This window comes from Sphingorhabdus sp. (assembly GCF_046292425.1).
Lineage (GTDB): Bacteria > Pseudomonadota > Alphaproteobacteria > Sphingomonadales > Sphingomonadaceae > Sphingorhabdus_B.
In genome coordinates, this window is sequence record NZ_JBKBQV010000002.1 from 69,310 (window position 1) to 89,373 (window position 20,064).

The 20,064-nt window shown below is 54.4% G+C and carries 22 protein-coding genes; 12 read left to right on the top strand and 10 right to left on the bottom strand.

Annotation, left to right across the window (positions count from 1 at the left end; all coding sequences use genetic code 11):
* Positions 1-66: 66 nt before the first annotated feature.
* The 3 genes from ACK4S7_RS00980 (at position 67) to ACK4S7_RS00990 (ending at position 4,417) form a co-directional block, all read left to right on the top strand.
* A complete protein-coding gene (locus tag ACK4S7_RS00980) occupies positions 67-762 on the top strand; it encodes an SDR family NAD(P)-dependent oxidoreductase (protein WP_409643572.1) in 696 nt (231 codons plus the stop codon).
* Positions 763-910: 148 nt separating this feature from the next.
* Positions 911-3,613 (top strand): DNA gyrase subunit A, encoded by a 2,703-nt coding sequence (gene gyrA / locus ACK4S7_RS00985; RefSeq protein WP_409643640.1) that lies wholly within the window; start codon positions 911-913, stop codon positions 3,611-3,613.
* A 27-nt stretch (positions 3,614-3,640) separates the two neighbouring features.
* Positions 3,641-4,417, top strand: coding sequence for a hypothetical protein (locus ACK4S7_RS00990; RefSeq protein ID WP_409643574.1), 777 nt, complete (start codon positions 3,641-3,643; stop codon positions 4,415-4,417).
* A 240-nt stretch (positions 4,418-4,657) separates the two neighbouring features.
* Here ACK4S7_RS00990 and ACK4S7_RS00995 read toward each other — a convergent pair whose 3' ends face one another.
* Both ACK4S7_RS00995 and ACK4S7_RS01000 read right to left on the bottom strand, forming a co-directional pair.
* Entirely contained in the window at positions 4,658-5,341 is a 684-nt protein-coding gene (locus tag ACK4S7_RS00995; protein WP_409643576.1) for a lysoplasmalogenase family protein, read from the bottom strand.
* Positions 5,319-6,179 carry an NAD(P)H-hydrate dehydratase gene (locus tag ACK4S7_RS01000; protein WP_409643578.1) on the bottom strand — a complete coding sequence of 287 codons (861 nt, stop codon included), beginning with the start codon at positions 6,177-6,179 and terminating at the stop codon, positions 5,319-5,321. The genes ACK4S7_RS00995 and ACK4S7_RS01000 overlap by 23 nt, the downstream gene beginning before the upstream one ends.
* Before the next feature lie 58 nt (positions 6,180-6,237).
* Between ACK4S7_RS01000 and trmFO the strand changes: the two genes are divergently transcribed.
* Positions 6,238-7,575: a methylenetetrahydrofolate--tRNA-(uracil(54)-C(5))-methyltransferase (FADH(2)-oxidizing) TrmFO gene (gene trmFO, locus ACK4S7_RS01005; protein ID WP_409643580.1), complete on the top strand. Its 1,338-nt coding sequence runs from the start codon at positions 6,238-6,240 to the stop codon at positions 7,573-7,575.
* Here the strand turns inward: trmFO and ACK4S7_RS01010 are convergent.
* Both ACK4S7_RS01010 and ACK4S7_RS01015 read right to left on the bottom strand, forming a co-directional pair.
* On the bottom strand, positions 7,572-8,036 hold the full coding sequence (locus ACK4S7_RS01010) for a hypothetical protein (RefSeq protein ID WP_409643642.1): 465 nt from the start codon (positions 8,034-8,036) through the stop codon (positions 7,572-7,574). The two genes, trmFO and ACK4S7_RS01010, sit on opposite strands and share 4 nt — an antisense overlap.
* A 38-nt stretch (positions 8,037-8,074) precedes the next feature.
* On the bottom strand, positions 8,075-8,674 hold the full coding sequence (locus tag ACK4S7_RS01015; RefSeq protein WP_409643582.1) for a squalene/phytoene synthase family protein: 600 nt from the start codon (positions 8,672-8,674) through the stop codon (positions 8,075-8,077).
* 128 nt (positions 8,675-8,802) lie between these two features.
* Between ACK4S7_RS01015 and ACK4S7_RS01020 the strand changes: the two genes are divergently transcribed.
* From ACK4S7_RS01020 to ACK4S7_RS01030, 3 genes are read left to right on the top strand one after another with little or no spacing between them, the layout of a single operon-like run.
* On the top strand, positions 8,803-10,959 hold the full coding sequence (locus ACK4S7_RS01020; RefSeq protein WP_409643584.1) for a Tad domain-containing protein: 2,157 nt from the start codon (positions 8,803-8,805) through the stop codon (positions 10,957-10,959).
* Positions 10,956-11,591: a TadE/TadG family type IV pilus assembly protein gene (locus tag ACK4S7_RS01025; protein WP_409643586.1), complete on the top strand. Its 636-nt coding sequence runs from the start codon at positions 10,956-10,958 to the stop codon at positions 11,589-11,591. Before ACK4S7_RS01020 ends, ACK4S7_RS01025 begins: the two co-directional genes overlap by 4 nt.
* Positions 11,592-11,614: 23 nt before the next feature.
* Positions 11,615-12,316 carry a TadE/TadG family type IV pilus assembly protein gene (locus ACK4S7_RS01030; protein WP_409643589.1) on the top strand — a complete coding sequence of 234 codons (702 nt, stop codon included), beginning with the start codon at positions 11,615-11,617 and terminating at the stop codon, positions 12,314-12,316.
* 24 nt (positions 12,317-12,340) lie between these two features.
* Here ACK4S7_RS01030 and ACK4S7_RS01035 read toward each other — a convergent pair whose 3' ends face one another.
* From ACK4S7_RS01035 to eno, 4 genes are all read right to left on the bottom strand, one after another.
* Positions 12,341-13,702 carry a pyruvate dehydrogenase complex E1 component subunit beta gene (locus tag ACK4S7_RS01035; protein ID WP_409643591.1) on the bottom strand — a complete coding sequence of 454 codons (1,362 nt, stop codon included), beginning with the start codon at positions 13,700-13,702 and terminating at the stop codon, positions 12,341-12,343.
* Positions 13,702-14,772: a pyruvate dehydrogenase (acetyl-transferring) E1 component subunit alpha gene (gene pdhA / locus ACK4S7_RS01040; RefSeq protein ID WP_409643593.1), complete on the bottom strand. Its 1,071-nt coding sequence runs from the start codon at positions 14,770-14,772 to the stop codon at positions 13,702-13,704. The genes ACK4S7_RS01035 and pdhA overlap by 1 nt, the downstream gene beginning before the upstream one ends.
* 124 nt (positions 14,773-14,896) lie before the next feature.
* Complete coding sequence (locus ACK4S7_RS01045) at positions 14,897-15,211, bottom strand: FtsB family cell division protein (RefSeq protein ID WP_409643595.1); 315 nt, start codon at positions 15,209-15,211, stop codon at positions 14,897-14,899.
* A 43-nt stretch (positions 15,212-15,254) separates the two neighbouring features.
* Positions 15,255-16,529 (bottom strand): phosphopyruvate hydratase, encoded by a 1,275-nt coding sequence (gene eno / locus ACK4S7_RS01050; protein WP_409643597.1) that lies wholly within the window; start codon positions 16,527-16,529, stop codon positions 15,255-15,257.
* A 199-nt stretch (positions 16,530-16,728) separates the two neighbouring features.
* Here eno and ACK4S7_RS01055 point away from each other — a divergent pair, with 199 nt between their 5' ends.
* Genes ACK4S7_RS01055 through ACK4S7_RS01075 form a run of 5 tightly spaced genes read left to right on the top strand, consistent with a single transcriptional unit; the run spans position 16,729 to position 18,748 of the window.
* On the top strand, positions 16,729-17,250 hold the full coding sequence (locus ACK4S7_RS01055; protein ID WP_409643599.1) for a hypothetical protein: 522 nt from the start codon (positions 16,729-16,731) through the stop codon (positions 17,248-17,250).
* Positions 17,251-17,304: 54 nt separating this feature from the next.
* Entirely contained in the window at positions 17,305-17,703 is a 399-nt protein-coding gene (locus ACK4S7_RS01060; RefSeq protein ID WP_409643601.1) for a phage holin family protein, read from the top strand.
* The gene (locus ACK4S7_RS01065; protein ID WP_409643603.1) at positions 17,684-18,019 is read left to right on the top strand and encodes a hypothetical protein; all 336 of its coding nucleotides are present in this window, start codon (positions 17,684-17,686) and stop codon (positions 18,017-18,019) included. Before ACK4S7_RS01060 ends, ACK4S7_RS01065 begins: the two co-directional genes overlap by 20 nt.
* Before the next feature lie 14 nt (positions 18,020-18,033).
* Entirely contained in the window at positions 18,034-18,519 is a 486-nt protein-coding gene (locus ACK4S7_RS01070) for a hypothetical protein (RefSeq protein ID WP_409643606.1), read from the top strand.
* A gap of 10 nt (positions 18,520-18,529) precedes the next feature.
* Complete coding sequence (locus ACK4S7_RS01075; protein ID WP_409643608.1) at positions 18,530-18,748, top strand: DUF4170 domain-containing protein; 219 nt, start codon at positions 18,530-18,532, stop codon at positions 18,746-18,748.
* Between the two features lie 51 nt (positions 18,749-18,799).
* Here the strand turns inward: ACK4S7_RS01075 and ACK4S7_RS01080 are convergent, their stop codons facing one another.
* On the bottom strand, positions 18,800-19,462 hold the full coding sequence (locus tag ACK4S7_RS01080) for a rhomboid family intramembrane serine protease (RefSeq protein WP_409643611.1): 663 nt from the start codon (positions 19,460-19,462) through the stop codon (positions 18,800-18,802).
* Positions 19,463-19,498: 36 nt separating this feature from the next.
* Positions 19,499-19,975 (bottom strand): transcription elongation factor GreA, encoded by a 477-nt coding sequence (gene greA / locus ACK4S7_RS01085; RefSeq protein ID WP_409643644.1) that lies wholly within the window; start codon positions 19,973-19,975, stop codon positions 19,499-19,501.
* Between the last annotated feature and the right edge of the window lie 89 nt (positions 19,976-20,064).

Sequence of the window (20,064 nt, forward strand, 5' to 3'; positions counted from 1 at the left end):
TCTTCTGTGCAATTGCCATAGCGCCACTGCATGAATTCCCGTTGAACGAACAGGAGCGAAACACAAGTGGGCGAACGCACTGCAATCATTATTGGCGCGCGCGGCGGCATTGGCTCAGCGATGGCGGACGCTTTCGACAAAGACCCAAACTACGCCCATGTAATCCGGTTCCACCGCGAAAGCCCCACACCCGTCGACATACTGGATGAAGCAAGTATCGCATCGGCCGCCGCATCACTGGCTGCCACCAAAACACCTGTTCACATGATCATCGTGGCAACAGGACTGCTCCATTCGGCAACGAAAGGCCCCGAAAAGAGCCTGCGCGAGCTTGATCCTGACTGGATGATGGAGAATTACCGTATCAACGCTGTTGGTCCGGCGCTGGTTGCCAAACATTTCCTCCCATTGATGGCCAAACAAGGCCCCATCTGTTTTGCAGCACTATCTGCGCGGGTCGGGAGTATCTCGGATAATCGCTTGGGGGGGTGGCACAGCTATCGCGCGTCAAAATCCGCGCTCAATATGCTCATCCGCAACATATCCATCGAATGGCAGCGCAAAAACCCACAGTCGGTTATCGTGGGCCTGCACCCGGGCACGGTCGAAACGCCACTCAGCGCGCCTTTCAAGGGTAATCCTGCGCATGAGCGCTTCACCCCGGACCGCGCAGCACAAGACATGCTTGACGTCTTACACGGGCTTAAACCAGAGCAAACCGGCCAGATTTTCGCCTATGACGGCAGCTCGATTGCACCTTGATCTCAGTCACTGCGTGAATCTGTGGATAAGCTGGTGAAAACGCCCCAATAGGGGCAGTCGCGTGTGGTCATTTCGGCTGCATGCGTCTAGGGTGTAGATACCCAAAAAATATAAGGATTTTCGCGGCGTGAGCGACGACACAGTTACCATGGACCCATCCGACATTTCGCCAGTCGACATTGTCGATGAAATGAAGTCGAGCTATCTCGATTATGCAATGTCGGTCATTGTATCGCGGGCCTTGCCTGATGTGCGCGACGGTCTCAAGCCAGTCCATCGCCGCATCCTGTTCGCCAGTCAGGAGGGCGGCTTTGTTGCTGGCCGTCCATATCGCAAATCGGCGAAGATCGTGGGCGACGTCATGGGCAATTATCACCCGCATGGCGACAGCGCGATTTACGACGCACTTGCACGCATGACTCAAGACTGGTCGATGCGCGTGCCGCTCATCGATGGTCAGGGCAACTTCGGTTCGATGGACCCGGATCCCCCAGCGTCGATGCGTTATACCGAAGCGCGCCTGAACAAGGTCGCCAACGCGCTTCTGGATGATCTCGACAAGGACACCGTCGATTTCCAGCCAAATTATGACGGCAGCCGTGAAGAGCCGCAGGTTCTGCCAGCCCGTTTCCCCAATCTGTTGGTCAACGGCGCGGGCGGTATTGCCGTGGGCATGGCGACCAACATTCCGCCGCACAATCTGGGTGAAGTGATCAAGGCCTGCCTGGCCTATATCGATAACCCAGCCATCACCCTCGACGAACTCATCGAGATTGTCCCTGCCCCAGATTTCCCGACTGGACCGCTGATCCTCGGAACCGGCGGCGCTCGCGCGGCCTATCGCGAGGGCAAGGGTTCCATCATGCAGCGCGCCCGGCATGAAATTGAAGAAGGAAAGGGCGACCGGCGTTCCATCGTTCTTACCAGCATTCCGTTCCAGGTAGGCAAATCCGGCCTTGTCGAGAAAATCGCTGAAGCCGCGAAAGACAAGCGGATCGAGGGTGTCTCCGACATTCGCGATGAATCCAGTCGCAAGGGCGTGCGCATCGTCATTGACCTTAAACGCGATGCAACGACTGACGTTGTCCTCAACCAATTGTGGCGCCACACGCAGGCGCAATCCAGTTTTCCCGCTAATATGCTGGCCATTCGTGGCGGTCGGCCTGAGGTTCTCAACCTTAAAGACATCATCGAATCCTTTATCCGCTTCCGCGAGGAAGTTATTACCCGCCGGACGAAGTTCGAACTCAACAAGGCTCGCGAACGCGCGCATCTGTTGCTCGGACTTGTGGTCGCGGTGACCAATCTGGACGAAGTTGTCCGCATCATCCGGGGTTCGGCAAGCCCTGCAGAAGCGCGGGCCGCATTGATTGCGCGAAAATGGCCAATTGCCGAAATCGCATCATACATCAAATTGGTCGAGGCTGTGGAAGCCGAAGTGACCGGCGACAGCTATCAACTATCCGAGTTGCAGGTTCGCGCCATACTGGAACTGCGCCTTCATCGTCTCACGGCACTTGGCCGCGACGAAATTGGCAAAGAGCTTGCAGGGCTTGCAGAAACAATCGCTGAGCTTCTCGCAATTCTGGGCGATAGGGTGAAGCTCTACGCCGTGCTGCGCGACGAACTCGTCGCCATTGACGCCGAATTTTCCACACCGCGCATGTGCGAGATCACCGCAAGCTGGGACGGACTGGATGACGAAGACCTCATGGAACGCGAGGAAATGGTCGTTACGGTTACGCATGGCGGGTATATCAAACGCACCGCATTGGCGACCTTCCGCGCGCAGAACCGGGGCGGCAAGGGCCGCGCCGGCATGGCGACCAAGGATGAGGATGCTGTCACCGAATTGTTTGTGACCAGCACGCACACGCCTGTTCTATTCTTCTCCAACATCGGCAAGGTTTATCGCCTAAAGGTTTGGAAACTTCCAGAAGGCGGCCCCTCCACACGCGGCCGCCCAATGGTCAACCTGTTGCCGCTTGGCGAAGGTGAAGTCATTTCCAACGTTCTGACCCTGCCTGAAGACGAGGCCGAATGGGGCGGACTCAGCGTCGTATTCGCTACCTGCAAGGGCTATGCCCGCCGGAACAGCATGGACGCATTTGCCAACGTCCCAAGCAACGGCAAAATCGCGATGAAGTTTGAAGGCGAGGATGCAGACGATAAACTCATCGGCGTGGAATTGTTAAGCGCCGACGACGACATCCTGCTTGCAAGCCGCAACGGTAAGGCCATCCGTTTTGCTGCCGACGATATCCGCGAATTCCAAAGCCGCGCTTCAACCGGCGTTCGCGCCATGAAGCTTGCCAAGGGTGACGAGGTGATTTCGCTGTCGATCCTCAAACGCGTCGGCACCTTGCCAGAGGAGCGTGAGGATTATCTGCGCTTTGCTCCCTGGAAGCCCGAGAAAGAGGGTGAGCCCACCTTATCCGCCGAACGTATTGCCGAATTGGCAGAACGTGAACAGTTCATCCTTACCGTTTGCGCCAATGGCTATGGCAAGCTGTCCTCAGCTTACGGCTATCGCCGCACCGGGCGCGGTGGACAGGGCATCACCAACATTGACAACATCGAACGCAACGGTCCAGTCGTAGCCAGCTTCCCCGCGACAAAGGGCGACCAGCTGATGCTCGTGACCGATCAGGCAAAGCTCATCCGCATGCCGCTCGACAGCTTGCGCGTTCTTGGACGCGGAACTGCTGGCGTGCGCCTGTTCAATGTGGGCGAAAATGAACATGTCGTCGGAGCAGCAAAGATCGACGAAAGTGACGACGAGGGTGATAACGCCATCGAAAACGGCGCCGAGAACGACATTCCGCCGACTGATACACCAATGGCGGAATAGGCCGTTGACTCGCCGGGGGGCAAAAGGATGATGTGGAACGAATGGTCATTGTGGCTGTTCGGCCTTATCCTTTTCCTCCTGTTATCCGTCATGTTGGAAGCCGGGTTCAGGCTGTCGACTCGGTGGCGCAGTTTGCATGAGGGCGGTGGGTCGGATTTTCTGGCATCAGCAACGCTTGGTTTGCTTGCACTGCTGCTTGGCTTTACATTTTCTCTTGCATTACACAGACATGAGGAACGACGTTCACTCGTAATCGCCGAAGCGAATGCACTCGGAACAAGCTGGCTCAGAATTCAGGCTATTGATGCAGTTGATCGGGAAAGCGTCGCCATCCCCTTCCGCAAATATGCCGAAACCCGGCTTGAATGGTCAATTGCCAGTGATGAAGGCGAGGCATCACAAGCCATTTATGCACAAGCAGCAGCGCAGCAGCAGCGAGTCTGGAGCGCAGCCACCGCGGCCCTGGCTGATGGCGAAAACATAGTAGACTCCAAATTGTTGCTGGACCCACTTAACGAAAGCTTTGACGTCGCCACAGAGCGCGAAATCCGACGACAGTCGCATCTTCCCGGCGCCATGGTAGCAATGCTTCTTGTTTTCATGCTTTTCGCCACGACGTTGGTAGGTTGGCGTTTAGGTGAAGTCGGCAAACGCATGCTCTTGCCGTCCGCGCTAACGGGAATCATGCTCACTCTCGCAGTCATTATGACAATGGATCTGGATATGAGCACCAGCGGCATGATCACGGTTTCTCAGGACGCATTGGTTCAAGCGTTGGATGATATCACCAAGTCGCAGCGTTGAGAGATAGCCGTTCTGGGTAACGCTTGGGAAAGTGGCGCAGTAATACTTTAGCGTAGCCCTATCCTCTTGCAATGTAGGATTTATTTTGAGAAACCATGGACGGCCGACATAATCGGGCATGTTCTTTCTCAGTGTCGACATTGCCGATGGGCTGGCACGAGTAACCGCCGCGTCAATTTTTTCGTCACAACCGACGCATTCCGGGTTGGTTTTGGTGAGACTTTAGTGTGACTTTCCAAATCAGTCGCGTTCTTCCCCAAGCGGAAAGTGGCCGCGTTTGACCAGTGTTTGCGCTATACCCACTGCAATCATCAGTACGCCAAAATAATAGAGATACCAAATGGCAATGCCCGTAACTGCGGAATCTGCGAGCGGCCCAAGTTGCGCGAAGATCAGCAGGTCGGACACTACGAACAATATCGCGCCAAAACCAACGCGGTATCGGGGAAAGTTACTGCTCCAGGCCATTGCGGCCATTGCCGCGAGTATGACGCTGTAAGCCGCAACCTGAACGCCCTCGTCGCGGGTGGGGGGAAGAAAATAGGCGATGACGGGCGTTGCCAGCAATATCGTGACCGCCAATAGCTTCTGGCTAACGACTGCCCCAACTCGGCGGTGACGAAAATAGACGACGATTGCAACCAGATGACCGGCAGCAAAGGCCAAAGCCCCAGCCACCATGCTAAGTTCGATGAGCCCGTCACCCAGCGCGTAAAACGCAAGCATAATTGCCAGCAGGACAAATTCGCCCTCATGATGGCGGCGCAAGGCGAATGGCACAAGAAATCCGACCGCTGCCATTTTCCAGATCATCGCGAACAATCCGCCATCAAGCGGCAGGAACAGCCAAGTCGCGGGAAAGCTTATCCCTGCCAACAGGCTGGCGAGCAGATAGGGACGTTTATGTGCGAGATCTTGAGCCATATTCCGGTGCATCGTTCAAACACCCGCGCAAGACAAGTGGAATATGCCCGATCATGATGTCCGCCGTCAGGCCGGGCCCGGCGCGCGTACCAATGTCGCCATGCAACCACGCCGCGATGCTGGCAGCGTCAAACGAAGGCACGCCTTGGGCAAGCAGTCCGCAAATCAGTCCGGTCAGCACATCGCCCGATCCGGCAGTTGCCAGCCATGGCGATGCATGGCGATTGACCAAGGTCTGACCGTCTGGCGTTGCAATCCATGTCTCTGGTCCTTTCAAAAGGACAATGCATCCTGCTGTCTTCGCCGCCTGACGGACAGCATCCTGACGGCTATCCACCGAAATATCAGGGAAAATGCGTTGGAATTCACCCAGATGTGGTGTCATGACGTCAGTCAAACCAACCTTGTCGAACAGGATATCAGTATGGTGTTCAAACGTAGTCAGCGCGTCGGCGTCCAACACCGTCGGAACACCTCGCCCAAGCAGACCCAACACAACATGCTGAAGCGCCTGCCCCACTCCGGCACCAGGACCAATGGCGAAGCCGGTCACGCGATCATCCACAAAACCGAATTCCCGGTCGGCTTCGCGAAGCATGATGGAAGTGACGTGGGATGCATGTTCCAAAAGTGCGGGGCGGTCACCGACGAGCGTGACCAGGCCAGCGCCTACCGCCAAGGCAGCCCGTGCAGACAGCCTTGAAGCGCCTGTGCGCAGCGGTGGCCCGCTCCAGATCATCGCGTGACCACGGCTGTATTTGTGTGAGTCAGGTGACGGCGGAACCAGCGTTGGCCGCAAAATGGTCCGGTCGCCGGTGGAGTTAAGTGTAAATCCCATAGCCTATCTTGCCGCTTTTACCTGTGCAGCGCCAAAGATTTTTGATAGCCGCCCCAGCATGAAACACAATTTTGATGTTCAGATTATCGGAGGCGGCCTCGCTGGCTGCGAAGCGGCTTGGCAATTGGCCAATCGCGGCGTGCGGGTAAAGCTGTCTGAAATGCGTGGAACTGGGGAAATGACCCCCGCGCACCAGACCGACGGCCTTGCCGAGCTGGTCTGTTCCAACAGCTTTCGGTCTGATGACGCCGAAAACAACGCAGTTGGCCTTCTGCATCAGGAAATGCGCGATTTAGGCTCCATTATCATGCAAGCCGCCGAAGTCGCCAAAGTCCCGGCCGGATCCGCCCTTGCGGTTGATCGGGATGTTTTCTCGCAAACAGTCACTAATGCACTAGAAAACAATCATAATATTGAAATAGTGCGAGAGCGGGTTGATGTCATACCCGCGGACCGCCCGATCATCATTGCCACTGGCCCACTCACCGCAACCAACCTTGCCGAGAGCATCATGGCGAAAACGGGCGAAGACCGCCTCGCCTTTTTCGATGCGATTGCGCCAATCGTCTATCATGACAGCATTGATATGGACGTCGCTTGGTATGCGTCGCGCTGGGACAAGGGCGAAGGCAAGGACTATATCAATTGCCCAATGGACGAGGCGCAATATCGCGCCTTTCACCAAGGCTTGCTTGATGCCGAGAAATCCGAATTCAAGGAATGGGAGACGAACACCCCCTATTTCGAAGGCTGTATGCCGATCGAGGTCATGGCATCACGCGGGCTAGACACGTTGCGCTTTGGTCCCATGAAGCCGGTAGGTCTCGACAACCCCAAAACCGGACGTTGGGCACATGCAGTCGTTCAATTGCGGCAGGATAACAAACAGGGCACGCTTTGGAACATGGTCGGGTTTCAAACGAAGATGAAGCACGGGGCGCAGGTTGAGTTACTGCGTACGATACCGGGGCTGCAAAACGCCGAGTTTGCGCGACTGGGCGGATTGCACCGCAATACCTTCATCCGTTCACCCATGTTGCTTGACCGGCAACTGCGTTTGAAATCTGCCCCGCATATCCGCTTTGCAGGCCAAATTACAGGCTGCGAAGGCTATGTGGAAAGCAGCGCGGTGGGCCTTATGGCCGGCATCATGACCGCCGCCGAGCTTGCCGGAAGAACCGTGGCACCACCCCCGCCGACTACGGCGCTCGGCGCGTTGCTTGGGCACATCACTGGCGACGCACTGGCTGATGACTATCAGCCGATGAACATCAATTTCGGTCTATTCGCGCCGCTGGACGAAAAGGTGCACAAGAAATCACGCAAATCGGCGATGACTGGACGGGCACGAACGGATTTGAACCGCTGGATTGCAAGCCAGGCTGTCGCGGCTTAACAGCGACATTCCGGCTTGTTGACCGGCTTGGGTCGTGTCTTGGCAAATTCCTTGCGGGTCAACAGCAGGTCACCATTACTATCCGCTCCAGCAAAGCGCTTACCCGTCGCCGCCGCCCACTCTTCAAATGTCAGCAAGTTGTTGCCGTCGGCATCCAGCGCTTTGAACGCCTTTGTCCGGCTGCCCATCATTTCGAGCCGCGACACAAGCTCATCCTTGTTGCGGTCATATCTGTTGAAACGCATTTCCTCGCGACTTGCTTTAGGCGCTTCAGGTGGTGTTGGCGGCGCGGGACCGAAGGCGGGGGCATCGAGCGCTGCTTCGGGCAACCTGTCAGACTGCGGGGCTGGAGGCGGCGGAGCGGGAATGACTGACTCCTGATTGGCTGCGATTTGCCAAAACAACAACCCTGCCCCGGCCATCAACAAGGCGGCAACCCCGCCGATCAACACACGCTGCATCGCAATTACCTCCTGGCGCATTCAATAAAGGCCATAATCTATAGCCCTGTTAAGGCATGCCAAACTATCCGTGGTCCTGAATCCGTTCGCACCGACATTGCCAAAATAGACAATGGACGCAGGGCCCGCGCTTTTGGCACTGGCGGCTTCGGCACCGTGAATTCTGTAGATACGCGACCCGGAAACGCAGCCCCCAGAGCATCAAGCGCCCACGCCCTCCCCAGATCAGCCATGCTGTGCGGACTGCCTAGCCAAGCCGCATATGTTTCAAAAATTGCCTCTGCGCGAAATGCTATGTGCTGGTCTACGATTGCTTGGTTCCAAACGTCTATACCCAGCAAGCTTTCCCACGCAGACACCAGCGCCTCAAGGGCAGCCAATGGAATGACATTATTTGTGTCGTTCAGCGCTTGCAATAATGGTTCGCCCTTTGGCCGAAGAGGCGGTTCATTGCTAAATGCTTCACGCCACCATGCTATTTTGATCTGCGCAATCATGGGTTCGCGGGCATTGTGCACGATGTCTTCCAGTCGAGCGTCAATTTGCAGCAACAGCGCAAAGGCAGCACGGAATTTCTGCGGCACGTAAGCGATGGCCAGAGTGGCTGGAGGCGGCAGTTGAGATGCGGTTTCACTCATACGTCAGCAACCCCATCCCCGCGATGTCATTGTTAATATTAAAAAAACTCTTTTTATTCAATAGCTGGTTACTACGGCCCGTGCATAGCGAGCCAAATATCCGTTGTGGGATTGTGGAGAAGACCGCTGTGACCAAAAATGTTGATGCCCGAAATGTGACTGGCATTTTAACACGCCTCGCGGACAACGAAGAAGGCAATATTATAGCTATTCTGGCAGCGGCTGTTATTCCAGTAATCGGGTTGATTGGCGGCGGTGTGGACATGAGCCGGCTCTATCTTACTCAATCTCGGTTGCAAGGCGCTTGTGATGCTGGCGCGCTGCTCGGCCGCAAGACGATGGGCGTCGGCTCATGGGATGCAAATGATGGGCTCGCAAATACTCAGGCCTTGAAAATGTTTGACCAGAATTTCCGGACTGGGGCTTACGGCTCAGGGAACCTGTCACGCAGTTTTACCGAATCCGGCGGCAATGTTGTTGGGACGGCATCAGCGACAGTTCCGATGGCGCTAATGCAAGTGCTTGGAGTTAAATCAAAAGTCGTATCGGTCCGGTGTCAGGCTGAATTACGTATTCCTAATAGCGACGTAATGTTTGTGCTTGATACGACCGGGTCAATGGGAGATCCATTAGCGGGTTCTTCCGAAACCAAAATTTCCGGGCTTCGGCGGGCAGTTAAATGTTTTTATGAGGCACTCGCAAAGCAGAATATCACGGACATTACGCCGGCTGACTGCGGCGAAACCGCAGATCCCACACAGACAAACACTGGCGCTGTTCAGCTACGTTTCGGATTTGTCCCCTACGCCATTAACGTAAACGTCGGCCGGCTTTTGCCGCACGACTATCTTGCCGATCAATGGACCTACCAGTCACGGGAGGCAACCATGGCAACCGAAGCCAATGCTGCACCGATCTATGGGACCGAAAGCGCGCCTACGGTGGTAAGCACGGTGGATACAAATCTGGCCGACACCGCATGGCAAAATACAAACCAGGATCTGGTTCAAAATGGCTTCAGGCATATTTGGTATTCCCGAGTATTGCCTGCTGAATGTGCTGACAGGACTGCGCCTTTTGACACTTCTGGTCCGATAACGGGCGCCAACATACTTGTGTCGCAAAACCCGGCACAACCTGTTGACCCCGACTCGACGGTGACGAAAGCGTACCAACGCGATACGTTAACTGGGACCCGCACTTATCGTTACATGTTCACCGGCGATAAAACCAAGACAACCGTAAAGGGCGACTGCATATTGCAATTCAAGGCGAGCGGCCAAACAAACCGGAGGGTGACAACAAGCACCACAACGCCCATCACATGGGTGCGCAGCACCACCTTCGGAGGGTGGACCTACAAGCCGGTGACTTTCAACGTCCGAGGGCTCAAAGGAACGACCGCAGGTGTCTGGAATGCATCCGTGTCACTCCCGCTTGGAAATGAAGGAATCAATACCAACATCCCGTGGAACGGATGCATCGAGGAGCGCCAGACATTTCGGGGCACCGATACCGATCCATCAGATGACTGGAACCCCGTTCCGGCAGCGGCACTTGATATGAATATCGACCTCATACCCACTGGCGATTCGAGCACCAAATGGGGACCCCAGCTCACCCCTGCAATTTACGCCCGTTATGTCGTGGCGACAAACCCGCAAGGCGTAAAAACGCTGACGAACACCCGTACGCTCGATAACGTATATATCAGTCGAAATGACAACATAGTGTTTGAACCATCCTACTCCAATTGTCCTTCAGAAGCGCGAAAGTTTCAAACTTGGACGCCCGCCGCGTTCAGCAGCTATGCGAATGCCCTGACAATTGGCGGAAACACATATCATGACATCGGGCTACTGTGGGGCGCACGGATTATGTCCCCCACTGGTATTTTCGCTGCATTGAACGCGCCACTTGATAAAAACATTGAGCGGCACATGGTCTTTATGACTGACGGAGAAACCAACGTCATTGAAGGCGACTATTCGGCTTATGGTGTGGCCTGGTACGATCGACGCCAGACACCGGTTGCCGAGGAACCCACACGCCCGCAGCTCAATAGCCTGACGGACGCCCGTACCGCAGCGCTGTGCACGGCGATCAAGAATAAAAACATTAGTCTCTGGGTCGTTTCTTATGGAGATGTCACCTCTACCACCAATGACCGGCTTAGAGCTTGTGCCACCCCAGGCAAGTTTTTCCACGCCGCTAGTGTCAGCAGTCTAGTGGCAAACTTTAAAGCTATTGCGGCTGAAATATCCGCACTAAGGATCACAGAATGACGTTGCCCGTGTTAGACCTGGTTTCGGATCTGCAGCGCGATGACGACGGGGCCTCGGTCGTGGAATTTGCGCTTATCGCGCCCATTGCCATGTTCATGCTGCTTGGCACCATGGATATCGGTCACAGCTATTATGTGAGGGCGACGCTTGATGGCGCAATTCAGACTGCCGCACGCAATTCATCGCTCGAAACTTCTGCCACGCCCCAAGCACAGCAGTTTATAGACAATAGAGTGAAGGAAACCGTCCTCACCTTAGCGCCAACAGCAACATTCACAGCTACGCGGCGTTATTATAAGACATTTTCCGATGCAGCATCATCGCGCGCCGAAATCATCATTGAAGATCCATCCAATGCGAACCAAAAATGTGATCCGGGGGAAATTTTCATCGATGCTAACCACAATGGCGTATGGGACGCAGACGGTGGTTCCGACGGCCAAGGCGGGGCAAAAGACATTGTTATCATTAATTACAAGGTCAGCTATCCCCGGCTTTTTCCGATGGCTCGAGCAGTAGGCTGGCCATCAAATATAGAAATTCAATCCAACTCGGTGCTCGCCAACCAGCCTTATGGGGAACAGACGGAAAAATCTGTCCCCGTTCAAGCCAACTGTCCTCCGGGAAAATGATGTCTAGAAACTTACAGAGGAGCATGCTCCGGCTAAAACGCAACCAAAGCGGGCTTGCCATGGTGGAATTTGCTGTGTCCCTACCGTTCTTTGCAGCGCTGACGATCGGCGGGGTCGAAATCGCCAACTATACGTCTGTCGTTATGCAACTGAGTCAAATTTCTCTCCACACTGCGGACAACGCCGCCCGGCTGGGCACTGCCACGCCGAATGGCAGCAAATCGATTTCGGAAGCTCAAATAAAAGACGTTTTTGAGGGCGCCATGCGTGAAGGCGCCCGAATAGCCTTGGGTGGAACACATTCCTATGTCGATCCGGCCACGGACGTTCCGACGAGGCGTGGCAATGCCCGCATAATTCTGTCGAGCTTTGAAGAGGTCGTTCCTTTCAACGCAACTGATCCGCGCTACCGGATCAGATGGCAACGGTGTGGTGGGGGAGCAACTTTCTACACATCCAATTATGGCACGAAAGCGACAACTACCAGTGTGACTGGGATCGGTCCGGCTGGCCGGCAGGTTTCGCCTCCATCGGGCGGCAGTCTGATGTTTGTCGAAGTGCAATATCATTTCCGACCAATGATCGTGAATGGTTTTACACTGTTAACGGACCACAGCATTAGTCAGATCGCATCGACGGTTGTGCGGGACAGGCGCGACCTCACCGGTGCCCCCGGTGGCGAAGGAATCTATAATCTGGAAGGTGTTGAACCAGCCACCTGTTAACCGGCACTGGCCGTAGCGCGCGGCTCAAACACCTAAGGTCTTGCGAACTCCTGCAACTATCTTGTCTGCGTTGACTAACGTCTCTTTTTCAAGATTTGCGGCATAAGGCATCGGAACATCTTCGTTAGTGATGCGCAAAACAGGCGCGTCCAAATCGTCAAAGCCTTCTTCCATGCAAATGGCCAATATTTCGCTACCGACCGAGCACACAGGCCAGCCCTCCTCGGTTACGACCAGACGGTTGGTCTTTGCGAGGCTTGCCAGGACCGTTGCCTTGTCGAGCGGACGGATAGTGCGCAAGTCGATAACTTCGGCGCTGATGCCGTCCTCGGCTAGCCTGTCTGCCGCCTCAAGGGAAAGACCAACGCCGATTGAATAGCTTACTATGGTTACGTCAGTTCCCTCACGCATGACCCGTGCCTTGCCGATCGGCAGCACATGGTCATCGCCAGCCGGAACCTCAAAGGTCCGTCCATATAGCAACTCATTCTCCAGAAAAACGACCGGGTCTTCGCAACGAATGGCTGCTTTCAAAAGGCCTTTGGCGTCGGCCGCATCATAAGGAGAAATCACTATCAGGCCCGGCACACTGGCATACCATGGCGCATAATTCTGGCTGTGCTGCGCACCCACGCGCGCGGCAGCGCCATTGGGGCCACGAAACACGATCGGACAGCGCATTTGTCCGCCCGACATATAATTCGTCTTGGCAGCAGAGTTAATGATGTGGTCGATTGCCTGCATCGCGAAATTGAATGTCATAAACTCGATGATTGGCCTAAGGCCGCCCATGGCGGCACCAGTGCCGACGCCTGCAAAACCATATTCGGTGATTGGCGTATCAATGACGCGCCGTGCGCCGAACTCGTCAAGCAGACCTTGTGTCACCTTGTAAGCCCCTTGGTATTCGGCAACCTCTTCACCCATCACAAACACGCGGTCATCCCGGCGCATTTCTTCGGCCATGGCATCGCGCAAGGCTTCGCGCAGAGTTACTGTCTGCGTCGGGCCACTATTAGTTTCGGCTTTGTCTGCTTTTGTAGGCGCCTGAGCCGCCGACTCGATTGCAACTGAAGCTGCGGGAGGAGAAGCAGGAGCCGGGGCCTTCTTGACGGCAGGTGGTGCCGCTGGCGCTTCGTTTTCGCCTTCTCCAGTGATCAGCGCAATAACGGTGCCGACCTTAACACCATCGGTGCCCTCGGGAACCTGTATTGACGAAATTACGCCTTCATCAACGGCTTCGAACTCCATCGTTGCCTTGTCGGTTTCAATCTCAGCGAGAATATCGCCGGACTTGACGCTATCGCCCTCTTTGACCAACCATTTGGCCAGTGTGCCTTCTTCCATCGTTGGCGAAAGCGCGGGCATCTTCAGTTCGATTGCCATTAATATTGCTCCACCAACACATCAGTATAAACTTCAGAGAGATCAGGCTCCGGAGAACTTTCGGCAAAGTCTGCCGACTCGTTCACAATCGTCCGGATCTCTTTTTCAATAACCTTAAGCTCGTCTTCGCCGACACCCATTTCAGCAAGATAGGCTTTGCAGCCTTCGATCGGGTCGCTGTTATCACGGACTGACTGAACCTCGTCACGGCTGCGGTACTTGGCAGGGTCGGACATGGAGTGGCCCCGATAACGGTAGGTTTTCATTTCCAACAGTACAGGCCCCTTGCCGCTGCGCACCCAATCCAGCGCAACCTCCGCCGCGCCGCGCACCGCAAGTACGTCCATACCGTCGACCTGTATTCCAGGGATGCGGAAACTTTCGCCGCGGCGGTAAAGCTGGTCCTCCGACGATGCGCGGTTCACACTTGTGCCCATCGCATACTGGTTGTTTTCGATCACGAAAATAATGGGCAGCTTCCAAAGCTCCGCCATGTTGAAGCTTTCGTAGACCTGCCCTTGATTGGAGGCACCATCGCCAAAGTATGCAAGGCATACGCCGCCATCATTCGAATATTTGTGGCCGAATGCGAGACCAGCGCCGAGCGAAACCTGTGCACCAACAATACCGTGGCCACCATAGAATTTATGTTCCGTTGAAAACATGTGCATGGACCCACCTTTGCCTTTGGAAATACCCGCGGCGCGGCCAGTGAGTTCAGCCATAATGACATTTGGATCGATACCGTAAGCCAGCATGTGGCCATGGTCGCGGTAGCCGGTGATTACGCTGTCCTTACCTGGCGTGAGGGCAGATTGTAGCCCGATTGCGACAGCCTCTTGACCAATATATAAGTGGCAAAAGCCGCCAATAAGGCCCAGTCCATAAAGTTGCCCTGCCTTTTCCTCAAACCGTCGGATCAAAAGCATGTCACGGTAGAACTTCATGAGTTCTTCTCTGGTTGCCTTGTATGGCACTGGCTCACTCGGACGCTCGCGATTGGTGCGTGCCGCATCTTCGCTGACACTTGCCTTCTTGGACGGGGATTTTTTCGCAGGGGTGATGGCCAAAACAGGATCCTTCGATGGAAATTTATGCGCGAACCGAATGCCGCCTAGTCAAAATCAGACTATGTGAAAAGCGCTTTTCCGCAAGGGAAAGCTCTGCATAGCTATTCATTTTACGAAGTTGGCATCACTTTAATGGAACCACAACCTCGTCGGGGGCGACAACGTTCAATTCCTTACGCATCAATTCGCCGGCAAGGTCAGGATCAACATTATCCCGATCCAGCAACAACTGGCGGTTGCGCAACGCATCGCGTTCTTTCTGCAATTTTGCGAGCTCAATTTTACGTTCGCTCAACGCAGCACGATAGTCCGTCCATGCGATAATGCCCGTCGGCCCCAACAACGCATAAGATGCAATGCCCAGCAACGCGAAAAGCGCTAACGCAGGGCCAACCACTGATCTCAGATATTCGGGTTTTTTGTTACCGCGGACCATCATCGGACAGAATCATATTTTATGCAGAATGGCAAGAATGTCGCGATCAGCGGAAAATCCCTCGACCAGCATATATTGCTGACGCCCCAAGTTCTTCTTCGATCCGGATAAGCTGATTATATTTCGCCAACCGGTCCGAACGGGCCAAACTTCCGGTTTTAATCTGGCCGCAATTGGTTGCCACCGCCAGGTCCGCGATCGTTGCGTCCTCTGTTTCTCCAGAGCGGTGCGACATAACCGCAGTATAAGATGCACGGTGAGCCATGGACACCGCAGCAAGCGTTTCTGTCAGGGTCCCGATCTGGTTGACCTTCACCAGAAGCGAGTTGGCCAGACCTTTGCCGATACCCATCGACAGACGTTCTGGGTTAGTAACAAACAGATCGTCCCCCACCAATTGGATCTCATGCCCGATCTTGTCAGTTATGGCTTTCCAGCCTTCAAAGTCGTCCTCGCTCATGCCGTCTTCAATCGACAGAATCGGGTAATCCTTGCATAACGCAGCAAGGTAATCAGCCATTTCGTAAGGAGAGAGCGAGAGGCCCTCGCCCGAAATTTCATATTTTCCGTCGCGGAAGAACTCGGTTGCGGCGCAGTCGAGAGCAAGCACGACCTCCTCACCCGCTCTGAACCCGGCTTTCTCAACCGACGCCATAATGAAGTCCAACGCATCCCGTGTCGACGCCAAATTCGGCGCAAAGCCGCCCTCGTCCCCTACCGATGTTGCAAGGCCTTTCTCATGCAGGCCTTTTTTCAGCGTATGAAATATCTCGGACCCCCAGCGGACAGCCTCCGCAATGGAACCAGCGCCCACTGGCATGACCATGAATTCCTGAAAATCAATTGGGTTATCTGCATGTTCGCCGCCATTGATGATATTCATCATGGGCACGGGAAGGACATGGGCGTTCACGCCACCAACATAGCGGTAAAGAGGCAATCCCCGGGCTTCGGCCGCAGCCTTCGCGACTGCCAGACTCACGCCCAAAATGGCATTTGCACCTAAGTTCGACTTGTTGTCGGTGCCATCGAGTTCGATCATCACCGCGTCGATATTTTCCTGACCTTCGGCATCCAACTCGACCAAAGCTTCAAAAATCGGACCGTTTACGGCTTCGATCGCTTGCAGGACGCCCTTGCCCATAAATTTGGATTGGTCCCCGTCGCGTTTTTCGACAGCCTCGTATGCGCCCGTAGAGGCACCAGACGGTACTGCAGCGCGACCAAAACTTCCGTCTTCCAGCAGCACGTCCACTTCAACGGTCGGGTTACCCCGGCTATCAAGTATCTGGCGGGCGTGTATGTCGAGGATAGCTGTCATAGAAATGTCCGATAATGCGTGTGAGGAACAATGCCAGCGCGTCTATCGTTCTGTTGGGGATTTGGCAACGATGCACCGACATATCGATTTTAAATGTAAATTCGTGGTGCTATAGTTGACTAAGGCACCTGCAATACAAATATCATAAGGCAGCACGACAAGATCGTTTGCCACCACCTGTTACAAAGGAGTCATTTTTATGGCCGAGTCCGAAAATCCCAATGCACCCGCAAAAACTGCAACAGTGAAAAAGGCAACTTCCAAGCCAGCTAGTGCAACAACGAAACCTGCGGGGGCAGACGCTGCTGCACCAAAGGCTGTCGCAAAGGCTCCGCCGCCAAAAGGCAAAGCAGACCAGATAAAATCAAAGGTCAAATCCGACATGAATGATTTTAAAGCCCAAGCCACAGACAGCGTCCGCGCAGCTGCCGTCAAGGGCAAGGACCGCGCCACTGAAGCCGTCGGCAGCATAAGCAAGCTCATTAGAGATAGCGCCGGCACGATCGATGATAATGTTGGCAAGCAATATGGCGACTATGCGCGCACCGCGGCTGACATGGTTGAGGGCTTTGCCAGCAGAATGGACGCGAAGGATGTCGATGCGCTCGCGGAAGATGCCAGGCAGTTCGTCCGCAAAAGCCCAGCAGTGGCCATTGGTGCTGCAGCCGCAATTGGGTTCGTTCTGGCACGCCTTGTGCGTTCGGGCGATAACGACGCTTAACCATTAGCACAGGCGGCATTGCAAAATGCCGCCAATGGCCGATAAGCGGGTCTGATGAAGATTGATGAACCACAATTTGAAACGGTAGAGGATATTGATCCACCGGTTGAGCCGACTGCCAGCGAACAGGTAGCTTCGGTGATGGAAGATGTGCGTGCGCTGATAAAGGCTGAGATGCGCTACCATCGTTCAAGATTGGACTACACCCGCCATGTTTTTCGCTGGTCTTTCCGCTATGGCGCTATCGCAGCCTTTGCGTTTGGTGGCGCGTCCATAGCATTGGTACTGGGCCTCGTTTTGACTTTATCGCCGTTGATCGGGCCACTGTCCGCTACTTTACTGGTCACCATCAGCTTTGTTTTTGTAGGCGTCATTTTCGGCGTGCTTGCCCGGAAATGGATGAGGAAAGTCTACTTTCCGGAAATGCAAAAAAATGTCGACGATCTTACCTAAAGAACCGGTCATCACGGACCGGGAAAGCGTCATATTGTCGAACGCTGAACGGCGGAATTTGCGACGCAAGTTTAAGTCGAGCATTGTCGCAACGCGGGCCATCCTCAATCCACGCAACCAGCTTGAGCGCTTGGTTGAACGAAAAACGACGCAAGTGAAACAAGTGGCCGAAGATACAGTTCAGATAGCGAAGAACAATGCCCCCGTCATTGGCATCATAGGGGTCAGTGCGTTGTTATTTGCGGCGCGCGGTCCAATTTCACATTGGATTTCGCGCTTACGAAAGCGTAAAACATTAACGCCAGACGGCAACTGACATAGGAATAAATTATGAGCAAAATAGGCGACAACATCAAATCCGCAGCTGGCAACGCAAAGGCGAAGACAGCGCGGTCAAGCGCCGCGGCGCGTGAGAAAGCAGCTATTGCATTTGAAAGAAGCAAGGACGCTGCGACATCAGGCGTCGAACAATCACGACAGATTGCCCGGCAAGCCAAAGCCAAGACAAGTGCAGGTATTGAAAAGAACCCGTTGGCGATTGTGTTGGGTGGAATAGCAATTGGTGCCATTGTTGGTGCGCTTTTGCCACGGACTGATCGTGAGACCAAGGTTCTGGGCAAAGCTGGCAAGAAAATCAATAAGAAGGCCCGCAAAATGGCTGAAGCTGCTAAGGTTGCTGGCATGAGCCAGGTGGACACTCTTGGTTTAAATGGCGATGCTGTGCGCGCTCAGTTTAGAGAGCTTGTCAGTAAGGCTGCTGTCGCTGTAAAGGCGGCGGGTCAGGCCGCTTCGGAAGCAGCCAAGGAAAAGAATTAAGGATAGTCGTTTGAGCGATACGAAATTACATCTTGTTTTTGGTGGCCGAGTTGAAAACCCGCAGACGTTAAAGTTTACCGATCTGGATAAATTGGACATTATCGGCATGTTTCCGGATTATGCCAGCGCAGAAGAAGCGTGGCGGGGGGCAGCCCAGCGCACCGTAGATGATGCTGAAATGAAATATGTCGTGGTGCATCTGCACAAGCTGCTACAGCCAGATAACTAACATTGTTGTTACTTTCCTGCATAGGCAGGAGAGTAACATATAGCTATGCGTTCAAGCGTTTCGGTAGCGCCAAAGCAGCAAAGGCCGCGCAAGCATCATGCCCGCCACAAACCCGCCTATATGCGACCAGATGGCGATTTTTATCCCGATGCCGGGGCCGACGAACCCCAAGGCTAAGTTCAGCCCTATCCAAGCCGTGGCAAGATGCAATGGACGGGCATAGGCCGCAGGAATTGGTCCCCAAGCTTTCGGTTTTTTATTCGGAAACAGTAAGACATACGCGCCAATGATGCCGGATATGGCACCGCTTGCGCCAATAGCAGGCGCTACCATATCGACCGACATCGGCCATGCCATGAACGATGCTAGCCATTCCGTTGCCGCTGCCGCATAAGCGGACAACAAATAGAGCGACAGATAAAGGCCACCGCCTAAAACGCGCTCCACCAACTTTCCAACCAACAACAGCATCAACATGTTCATGACGACGTGCACAACGCCACCATGCAAGAAAGCCGCTGACAATGGCGTAAGAAAAGCCGGGACTAAAAACCCGACGCCCGGGAAAGACACGGTGACGTTGCTAAATCTGATCGGGAACAGCCCGCCCGACATGACCGCATAATTCCACCATGACGGCACGAGTAATATGGCTGCAATCACCAGATTGACAGCAACCAATGCATTGGTGACGGGACCACGCTGAAACTGCATAACAGGCCGTTCAAAGCTTCGCGAGGAAGCACATAATTAAATGAACTCGATTTTTGATACTAGATAATATTTGTCCCCGGACGGTACCGTCAATTCGACTTCGTCGTCGACAACCCGTCCGATAAGCGCGCGACCTAACGGCGAATTATACGATATGCGCCCGGCCTTTGCGTCCGCTTCGGTTTCGCCAACGAGCTGGTACCGCACTGGCTTGTCGTTTTCATCCATCAAGGTGACAGTCGCACCAAATACGATTTTGTCGCCTGAGAGGGTGGTCGGATCGATTATTTGTGCACGGCCAATCTTATCCTCGATCTCGCCGATAATCGCTTCGACCTGGCCCTGACGTTCTTTAGCCGCATGGTATTCGGCATTTTCCGAAAGATCGCCATGCGCGCGCGCTTCCTCAATTGCTTCCACAATCATTGGGCGCTCGTCACGTAGGCGCTTCAGGTCGGTCGTCAGCTTTTCATAGCCTTCAGCCAACATCGGATATTTTTCAAAACTCGCCATCTGGCCTAAATCCTTCGTCACAAAAACTTCCCGACCGGATGAATCATAACCACCCATCCGATATGCAGTTCAATTGTCGGGGAAAGATA

What these genes read in the sequence shown, in the direction of transcription:
- gyrA (WP_409643640.1), top strand. Translation starts at nt 911, where the DNA reads ATGGACCCATCCGACATTTCGCCAGTCGACATTGTCGATGAAATGAAG.
- ACK4S7_RS00990 (WP_409643574.1), top strand. Translation starts at nt 3,641, where the DNA reads ATGATGTGGAACGAATGGTCATTGTGGCTGTTCGGCCTTATCCTTTTC.
- ACK4S7_RS00995 (WP_409643576.1), bottom strand. Translation starts at nt 5,341, where the DNA reads ATGGCTCAAGATCTCGCACATAAACGTCCCTATCTGCTCGCCAGCCTG.
- ACK4S7_RS01000 (WP_409643578.1), bottom strand. Translation starts at nt 6,179, where the DNA reads ATGGGATTTACACTTAACTCCACCGGCGACCGGACCATTTTGCGGCCA.
- trmFO (WP_409643580.1), top strand. Translation starts at nt 6,238, where the DNA reads ATGAAACACAATTTTGATGTTCAGATTATCGGAGGCGGCCTCGCTGGC.
- ACK4S7_RS01010 (WP_409643642.1), bottom strand. Translation starts at nt 8,036, where the DNA reads ATGCAGCGTGTGTTGATCGGCGGGGTTGCCGCCTTGTTGATGGCCGGG.
- ACK4S7_RS01015 (WP_409643582.1), bottom strand. Translation starts at nt 8,674, where the DNA reads ATGAGTGAAACCGCATCTCAACTGCCGCCTCCAGCCACTCTGGCCATC.
- ACK4S7_RS01025 (WP_409643586.1), top strand. Translation starts at nt 10,956, where the DNA reads ATGACGTTGCCCGTGTTAGACCTGGTTTCGGATCTGCAGCGCGATGAC.
- ACK4S7_RS01030 (WP_409643589.1), top strand. Translation starts at nt 11,615, where the DNA reads ATGCTCCGGCTAAAACGCAACCAAAGCGGGCTTGCCATGGTGGAATTT.
- ACK4S7_RS01035 (WP_409643591.1), bottom strand. Translation starts at nt 13,702, where the DNA reads ATGGCAATCGAACTGAAGATGCCCGCGCTTTCGCCAACGATGGAAGAA.
- ACK4S7_RS01045 (WP_409643595.1), bottom strand. Translation starts at nt 15,211, where the DNA reads ATGATGGTCCGCGGTAACAAAAAACCCGAATATCTGAGATCAGTGGTT.
- eno (WP_409643597.1), bottom strand. Translation starts at nt 16,529, where the DNA reads ATGACAGCTATCCTCGACATACACGCCCGCCAGATACTTGATAGCCGG.
- ACK4S7_RS01055 (WP_409643599.1), top strand. Translation starts at nt 16,729, where the DNA reads ATGGCCGAGTCCGAAAATCCCAATGCACCCGCAAAAACTGCAACAGTG.
- ACK4S7_RS01060 (WP_409643601.1), top strand. Translation starts at nt 17,305, where the DNA reads ATGAAGATTGATGAACCACAATTTGAAACGGTAGAGGATATTGATCCA.
- ACK4S7_RS01065 (WP_409643603.1), top strand. Translation starts at nt 17,684, where the DNA reads ATGTCGACGATCTTACCTAAAGAACCGGTCATCACGGACCGGGAAAGC.
- ACK4S7_RS01070 (WP_409643606.1), top strand. Translation starts at nt 18,034, where the DNA reads ATGAGCAAAATAGGCGACAACATCAAATCCGCAGCTGGCAACGCAAAG.
- ACK4S7_RS01080 (WP_409643611.1), bottom strand. Translation starts at nt 19,462, where the DNA reads ATGCAGTTTCAGCGTGGTCCCGTCACCAATGCATTGGTTGCTGTCAAT.
- greA (WP_409643644.1), bottom strand. Translation starts at nt 19,975, where the DNA reads ATGGCGAGTTTTGAAAAATATCCGATGTTGGCTGAAGGCTATGAAAAG.